The organism is Alteromonas sp. 14N.309.X.WAT.G.H12 (assembly GCF_036697315.1).
GTDB lineage: Bacteria > Pseudomonadota > Gammaproteobacteria > Enterobacterales > Alteromonadaceae > Alteromonas.
Genome location: NZ_JBAHZB010000027.1, coordinates 10,616 through 17,831, shown reverse-complemented (window position 1 = coordinate 17,831; position 7,216 = coordinate 10,616). Strand labels below are relative to the sequence as shown.

Sequence of the window (7,216 nt, the reverse complement as noted above, 5' to 3'; positions counted from 1 at the left end):
TGCCAGGGTTGCCCCAAACCCAGTGGGTGAATCAGCTTAACTGGCACAGTGATGATTGGCGTATGGAGCTGGAAGGTACCTACAACGGCAGTGTCTATGCCGAGAACAGTAACACCACCAAGGTAGACAGCTATTGGCTGGTCAATGGCCGGGTGGGATACCAGTTATCTACGGGGGTTGCTCTGCAAGTGGGCGTGCGCAATGTGTTTGATAAAGCGTATTTTGCCAATGTACGCATCAATGCCAATTCAGATCGGGCGGTGGAAGATCGCGGTTATTTTGAACCTGCACCAGGACGCAACTATTACATAGGGTTAAAAGCCGACTTTTAATCCCGGGGGACAACCGTGGTAGTATGACGGGATATTCGTCATAGAAGTTGTATTCCATGTTATACCATCTGGCCGGTGTTATCAGTTCCGTACTCTTTGTGCTTACGTGGTATGGCTTGTGGCGTCAAATCGGGGGCATTCGTCAACGACGTCGTGACGGCTTAGTGGCAACGCAAAGTTTGTCGTTAAACCAGTTCGGCTCAAGCTACTTTGCGTTTTATGCCAATTTTATTTTTGGCATTGCCGTTGAGCCCTTTAATCATTATCTGGTTTGGACCCGCTGCGGGGCGCTGTTGCTAACCCTCGTTATCCTGTGGCAAATTTGGCAGACTCGTAAAACCCCCTTTACCGGTTTTGTGACCTTGCTTGCTACGCTGGCCCTTTGCGCGGGGTTTATCTCCATACCGTTTCGTCCATATCCGGCTATCGCGCAAATTGGCGCCAATGCATTAATGTTGGTTGTTACCCTAATCTTGATTCAGGGCACATTACATCAATTGCTCACCTTACGCCGTCATCGGCAGGTGGGCGCATTGTCGTTTTCCTTGTTTAGAAGCATTTTAATTAAAGATGTCAGCACCTTATTGTTTGGGTTAACTATGCCTATTGCTCAGGCCTGGCCCTTGCTGGTATTAAATGGTGCCAGTGTATTGATGCGGGGTAGTTTGTTGCTGCAAATGGAATATATAAAACGGCATCCAGAATAAAAACACAGGGTGTGCATAAGGGGCACACCCTGTTGGTGAGACTAGCCGCAACAAGAACAGTTGCGCTGGGTTTTTTCCATTTTCCCAATACCTGGGTTAAAGGTGTTGGTCGGATCTAACTGGCGGTAGAAGTTTCTCAGGCCGTCTTCGGCTTCATACAAATGTCCCACGTTATGTTCCGCTGGGTATTTGGCCCCTCTGGAATCCAGTAACGCGAGCATATCTTTTTTCACCGCTTTGGCATTCGCCCCTTTTTTCAGCACATAGTCTTGATGGAAAACATGGCAGAAAAAGTGTCCGTAATAGAGTTTTTTCTCGATTTTATCGGCGATGTGCGGGGGCAATTCTTCTTCCCAGTGCATTTCGTTTCGACGCAGGGCAATATCCAGGGCCAGAATGTCACCTACTTCTTTTTCATGCAGCAATTGATAACGAATGGCAGCACCGGCGGCGGCAAAGCGATGTAAAAACGCGGCACTGGTTTCTTCGGCATTACACTCAAAATAACCGCCGGCCTGGGGGTTTTGAGAGAAGTACTCGGCTAAATAGGCTTTTGCTTCCGCTATGCCGCTATCACTCATTTTCAGGATCAGGTGGTGCTCGTATTTTTCCCGATATTCCATCATTTTATCAGGTAAATGAGAGGGGAAGAGCTTGGCCGCCCCTTGCATTACCCGGTCAGTCAGGTAATGGGGTACGAAACTGAGTTTGTTGAGTACCGCATCGATACGCCCTTTGGTGGCAAACATTTTAGGTAGTCTGTCGGTACCTAAATGTTTTACGGCCAAAAAAGTATCCTTGCCGTAATCTTTGGCAATATCAAAAATTTCCCGATGAAGGTATTCACCAACTTCGGGCATATTCTCAAATTTGCTAAGAATGTGACGACGCAGGTCGGTTAGGGTATCTGGATTATTGGTACCGATATAAAAGGTTTGCTCCTGTTTCGCCACCGGATAGGTATCGAGTCTGACGGCAAATACCGCGATCTTACCAGCACAACCACTGGATTCGAAAAGCCGGGATGTATCGGCGTTGTAGCGGCTGGGCGTATCGGCATCGACATCGCGCAGTAAATCCTGATAATCGGTAGCGCTGGCCTTTCCCTGGGTTTCAATGTTGTCGCCTTTGAAATTTTGGTTTTCCAGATTGCTGAGGATTTCTTCTGGTGTTTCACCTAGATCCAGCTCCAAGTGATTCACCAGATGCAACTCGCCATTTTCATCGACCCGGGCAAATAAGGACAACTCGGTGTACGCTGGGCCCCGTTTTACCAAAGCACCACCGGAGTTATTGGCGATACCGCCCACAATGGATGCCCCTAAGCAGGAAGAACCAATCACAGAATGGGGAGCGCGGTTCAGAGGTGCGAGGGTTTTTTCCAGTTGATACAAGGTGGCACCGGGAAAGCTAATCACTTGTTCGCCCTGACCTAGTACCAATAATTTATTCATTGCCAGAGTGTTAATGACCACCACCTCACGATCGTAGTCGTCGCCAGACGGGGTGGAGCCTTCGGTGAGACCGGTTTTGGCGGCCTGCATAATAATAATGCAATTGTTATCCACACATACTTGCAATACGCGCCATAACTGCACAAGGCTTTGGGGAAAAACCACCGCCAGTGCGCTGCCCTGTCCCGATCGCCAGCCGGAGCGATAGTGCTCAGTTTGTCTTTCACCGGTGGTTACGTGGCGTTCACTAAGCACGCCGATAAGTTGATTAATAACAGGATGTTGAGACATTACTTACTCCTCAGCCCCGTTAACAAACGAGGCAGGCAAATACCAAAGAGGCTCCGGCGAAGCGGAGCACGAACATTGTGATTTCATTAGGCCAGAGGGCCTGTTAGATTGAGTCCATATAGCGCCAACATGACCAGCCCTCCCGCGACCGCAACGTAGTAGAGTGTTGGCAGTATGGTTTTACGAAGGGTGGCTCCTTCCTGGCCCAGTAGTCCTACCGTGGCACTGGCCGCTACGACATTGTGTATGGCGATCATATTGCCTGCCGCTGCACCGACGGCTTGCGCCGCGACAATGATTGCCGGAGATAATTGCAGGTTCATGGCCACTTCATACTGGAATTGACTGAACATCATGTTTGAAATGGTGTTCGATCCTGCAATAAAAGCACCGAGTGCGCCGATGGTGGGGCTAATAAGGGGGAAGGCGTTGCCAAACACGCTGGCAAAAAGTTGTGCGCTGGCCATAGGCATACTGACGATATCCGACATATTTACCCCAGAATTGATAAATATTCTTACCATGGGAATGGTAAACATCAGCACAAAACCGGCACCAATGATGGTTCTAGACGATTCACCGAAGGCGGTGGAGAAAGCACGTCGTCTGCTACCCGAACGGCATTGCAATAATATTGCCGCCAATGCCCCTAACATTAATAAACCACCGGGCAAATACAGCGGTGCAATGCTAGCGCTGATCCCACTTTGTTGCAGAATATCGGTAAAGCCCACATTGATATCCGCCACGAAACTTTTGATGGTGGGAAAGACTCGAGTAATGACCAATAATGCGGCGACAACAAGGTAAGGCAGCCAAGCTTTAACCTGTGACATGGTTTTACCGCCCATCACATCTTCGGCTTTAATTTCTATTTTACCTGACCAGTCAATGGGCCAGGTGCTTTTATCCTCAAAATCCCAGGTTGTTTTGGGGAGTAAAAAGCCCCGTTTGGCGGCAAAGATCACAACAAACAGACTGCATAACCCACCAATCAGTGCGGGAAATTCAGGCCCAAGAAAAATACCGGTAAGGGCATAAGGAAGGGTAAAGGTAATACCGGCAAATATGGCAAAGGGCGCAGCGGCGAAACCTTCTTTCCAGCTTCGGTTTTTGCCAAAGAAACGGGTCATCATGATGATCATAAACAGCGGCATAAAGGTACCGACAATGCCATGGATAATGGCCACTTCAGAGGTAATGAGCTGGATAAACTGTTCCCATGCCCAACCGTTTTCCTGCAGTTTCGTGCTTATTGAGGCATGATCCAGTCCGTTGCTAACGCCAATGACAATGGGCGTACCCACCGCGCCAAAAGAGACCGGTGTACTTTGGATCATCATACCAATCATCACTGCCGCCATAGCCGGAAAGCCAATGGCCACCATAAGCGGTGCAGCGATAGCTGCTGGTGTGCCGAAGCCTGAGGCCCCTTCTAAAAAGGTACCGAAACACCAAGCAATGATGATGGCCTGTACGCGGCGGTCAGGGGAAATGGTGGCAAAGCCTTGGCGAATAGATTGTATTGCGCCCGTGAATTTAAGGGTGTTGAGTAAAAAGATGGCCCCAAACACTATCCACATTACAGAAACCGTAACAACCAGCCCCTGAAGAATGGAGGCCAGCACCCGTGTGCCTGTCATATCCCAGACAAATAAAGCCAGCAAGATGGTCAACCCGAGAACTGCTGGCATGGCTTTTTTCGCTGGCCATTGGAGGCCCAGTAATAGTATGGCAGATAACCCTATAGGCGCGAGCGCCAGCAAACCAAGGGCGAGTTCACTCATCTTGCATCTCCTGAGTTTATACGGATGAAGGATGCTTATATAAGCATAGTTGTCGATGTTAAATGGGAGTTAAAAACTTGTAGTGAACTCTACAATTGATCAGAACATTAATATACACCTATTTGTGATATGATTATTTCCTTTTTTGATGTAATCACAGTCGAGTTATTACAAATGGTTAAGGCCGATGACATACTGTTATTCGTTTGGGTTGTAGAAGAAGGCACCTTTTCAAAGGTCGCGGCGAAGTACGATATTACCCTGTCAGTGGTGAGCAAACGCATTACCCGGCTTGAAAAAGCCCTGAATGTTCAATTGCTGTATCGAACCACCAGAAAACTGAGCCTCACCGATGCCGGACAAGCCCTGTATAGCAAAGCGAAGGTCGCTGAGGAGGCATTGCAAAGTGCCAAAAATGCGGTGTCCGGCTATGGCAGCGATATTAAAGGTAAAATAAAAATCACCATGCCAGTGGTTACGGCAAATTTAGTGCTTAACCGGGCGTTGAGTGATTTTTGTCGTCTATACCCCGGTGTTGAGGTCGAGTTGTCGGTGAGCAATCGGGTGGTGGATCTGCTGGATGAAGGTTTTGATTTGGCCATAAGAACCGCCCACCTTGAGGATTCTTCTTTAATTGCCCGACGCCTTATCGACTCTCATTGGGTGGTGTGCGCCAGCCCGGAATATATTGCAGAAAAGGGCCGACCTGAACATCCTAACGAAGTGGCCAGCCACCATTGCCTGATATACAAATACGAAGGCACCGGCCCTGACAACTGGCCATTTCATATAGAGGGTGAAGCCATAAAAGTTCAGGTACATGGTCGCTTTCATACCAATACCCTTAATTCACTAAAAGAAGCGGCGTTAACTGGCTTCGGTATTGCGTATTTACCCAAAGCACTGGTTTATGAAGATTTGCAGAAAGGCACTTTGGTCCCCTTACTCACCCCTTTTATCGCCAAAAAACTTGGGATTTATGCGGTCTACCCAAAAACCCGGCAGCCCGATAAAAAGCTTAATTTGCTGGTGGAGTATTTACGCACCAGACTGCACAACAAACAGGATTACTTTTGTTGAGTTTTGCGTTTACGAAAAGGGAAGAAGCAGGCTCACCGGTGTGTTTAAACAGGGTGAGCCCTACAATGAACTAGAAAAGGAATTGGGCAGAGAACTGAAGATAATTGGAGTCGATGGCATCGATACCTTTATCTTTTATTGCATAGTTGCCGACTTCCACACCCACATTGAGGTGATCGGTTAACGAATCCATTAAGTTTACCCCCCAATGGGCACGGCGAAGTTCGGTTACATCGGTTTCTGCGCCGCCGTAAAATGCGGTGGAGCGCAAGGTATCAGACCAAAAATGGCGGTAGGCCACGGTAAAGGCCGTGGTTTTTTCAACTACGGTTTCACCGGTAACGGGATCTTCCACGATATCGGTGGTCATAGCTGTAGCGGCATAACGACCGGGTTCACCGACGGTAAGCTGAAATCGAAAATCATCTTTGCCCACAGAATTAATAACACCACTTAGGTTCATTGATGTACTGAATTCATCGATGCCGCCTTGATCAATTTTACGTAACAAGCCACCTAAAGAAACAGAACCCCAATCGCCGCTATAGTTGTAACGGGCCACAAAATCTGGCGTGTCTTCATCAGGATCGGCTTCATCCCCGGTGAGGCCCAGTGCACTGGAAGGCTCGCCGGTGTCGCCGTCGCCCCAGGTTTCTGGGTTTTCTATGGCAAACTGCCAGTTTCCGGTGGTATATCTTACCTGTACAGCCCGAATAAAGACTTCACCCACATGTGGGCCACCAAAATCCAAGGTTTCAGGTATGGCCTTCAACGGCATGAAGGTACTCCAGTTCTGACCCACCATCCAGTTTTGATAGGAGATATACAGATGACGTAAACGCACGTTCGATGAGTTAGAAATCACTTCGTTGCCGCCACCACCGTAGAAGTCAATTTCAACAAAACCGGTGACGTCACCATGCTGGAGGGACATGTTAATACGGGATTCTTTAACGTTGAACCCCGTGTGAGAGGTTTCAGTGGCTTCACCGCCAGGAAAGTTACCTACCCAGTAATCCTGATAGGCAACGTCGCCATTAACATAGCGCACATCCACTTTGGCGTAACCGCCTAAAGATACCTTGGTGAGATCGTCACCTTCCCCCTGGCTATATAGTTCTATCGCCGAAGACAAAGGGGAGACAGTTAAGCTAAATAACGCTAAGCCAGCTTTGGCTGAGCTAGTGAGGTTTTTCATTGCAGGGTCCAAGTTTCGTTAACAAAAAGTTGAGGATGTAATTTACTCATTAACAGGACGGGAATATATGTGGTAAATGTGGAATGATTATTTCCAAAAATGAACAAATACCTTGCCAAATATGGATGAAGATGAGGAGATCAGGCAGACATTGAACGGCGTACCTTTGCCGGTGTGCCTGTGACCACAGCGTTGTCTGGAACATCATCAAGCACAAGGGCACCGGCACCGATAATGGCATTACAACCAATGCGGACGCCGGGTAAAATTACCGCATTGGCCCCAATCCATGCGGCATCACCAACGGTGATCTTGCCTGTTTTAACCGAGGATACGCCGTTAACCTTTAGCGGATACGTGGATACTA

At 48.3% G+C, this 7,216-nt stretch carries 7 protein-coding genes; 3 read left to right on the top strand and 4 right to left on the bottom strand.

Annotated features, from left to right (window positions below; genetic code table 11):
- Both V5298_RS09620 and V5298_RS09615 read left to right on the top strand, forming a co-directional pair.
- Positions 1-332 (top strand): TonB-dependent receptor domain-containing protein (locus V5298_RS09620; RefSeq protein WP_332931249.1); only part of this gene is annotated, 332 nt, incomplete at its 5' end.
- 56 nt (positions 333-388) lie between these two features.
- Complete coding sequence (locus V5298_RS09615; RefSeq protein ID WP_332931248.1) at positions 389-1,039, top strand: hypothetical protein; 651 nt, start codon at positions 389-391, stop codon at positions 1,037-1,039.
- Positions 1,040-1,080: 41 nt separating this feature from the next.
- Here the strand turns inward: V5298_RS09615 and dld are convergent, their stop codons facing one another.
- Both dld and V5298_RS09605 read right to left on the bottom strand, forming a co-directional pair.
- Positions 1,081-2,784: a D-lactate dehydrogenase gene (dld, locus tag V5298_RS09610; RefSeq protein ID WP_332931247.1), complete on the bottom strand. Its 1,704-nt coding sequence runs from the start codon at positions 2,782-2,784 to the stop codon at positions 1,081-1,083.
- Between the two features lie 86 nt (positions 2,785-2,870).
- On the bottom strand, positions 2,871-4,571 hold the full coding sequence (locus tag V5298_RS09605; RefSeq protein ID WP_332931246.1) for an L-lactate permease: 1,701 nt from the start codon (positions 4,569-4,571) through the stop codon (positions 2,871-2,873).
- Between the two features lie 174 nt (positions 4,572-4,745).
- Between V5298_RS09605 and V5298_RS09600 the strand changes: the two genes are divergently transcribed.
- The gene (locus V5298_RS09600; RefSeq protein WP_332931245.1) at positions 4,746-5,651 is read left to right on the top strand and encodes a LysR family transcriptional regulator; all 906 of its coding nucleotides are present in this window, start codon (positions 4,746-4,748) and stop codon (positions 5,649-5,651) included.
- A gap of 70 nt (positions 5,652-5,721) precedes the next feature.
- Here the strand turns inward: V5298_RS09600 and V5298_RS09595 are convergent, their stop codons facing one another.
- Positions 5,722-6,849: a DcaP family trimeric outer membrane transporter gene (locus V5298_RS09595; RefSeq protein WP_332931244.1), complete on the bottom strand. Its 1,128-nt coding sequence runs from the start codon at positions 6,847-6,849 to the stop codon at positions 5,722-5,724.
- 140 nt (positions 6,850-6,989) lie between these two features.
- On the bottom strand, positions 6,990-7,216 hold a 227-nt coding region (locus V5298_RS09590), incomplete at its 5' end, for a DapH/DapD/GlmU-related protein (protein WP_332931243.1).

Excerpts from the sequence above, each read along its gene's own strand:
- dld (WP_332931247.1), bottom strand. The coding sequence starts at position 2,784 with ATGTCTCAACATCCTGTTATTAATCAACTTATCGGCGTGCTTAGTGAA.
- V5298_RS09615 (WP_332931248.1), top strand. The coding sequence starts at position 389 with ATGTTATACCATCTGGCCGGTGTTATCAGTTCCGTACTCTTTGTGCTT.
- V5298_RS09595 (WP_332931244.1), bottom strand. The coding sequence starts at position 6,849 with ATGAAAAACCTCACTAGCTCAGCCAAAGCTGGCTTAGCGTTATTTAGC.
- V5298_RS09605 (WP_332931246.1), bottom strand. The coding sequence starts at position 4,571 with ATGAGTGAACTCGCCCTTGGTTTGCTGGCGCTCGCGCCTATAGGGTTA.
- V5298_RS09600 (WP_332931245.1), top strand. The coding sequence starts at position 4,746 with ATGGTTAAGGCCGATGACATACTGTTATTCGTTTGGGTTGTAGAAGAA.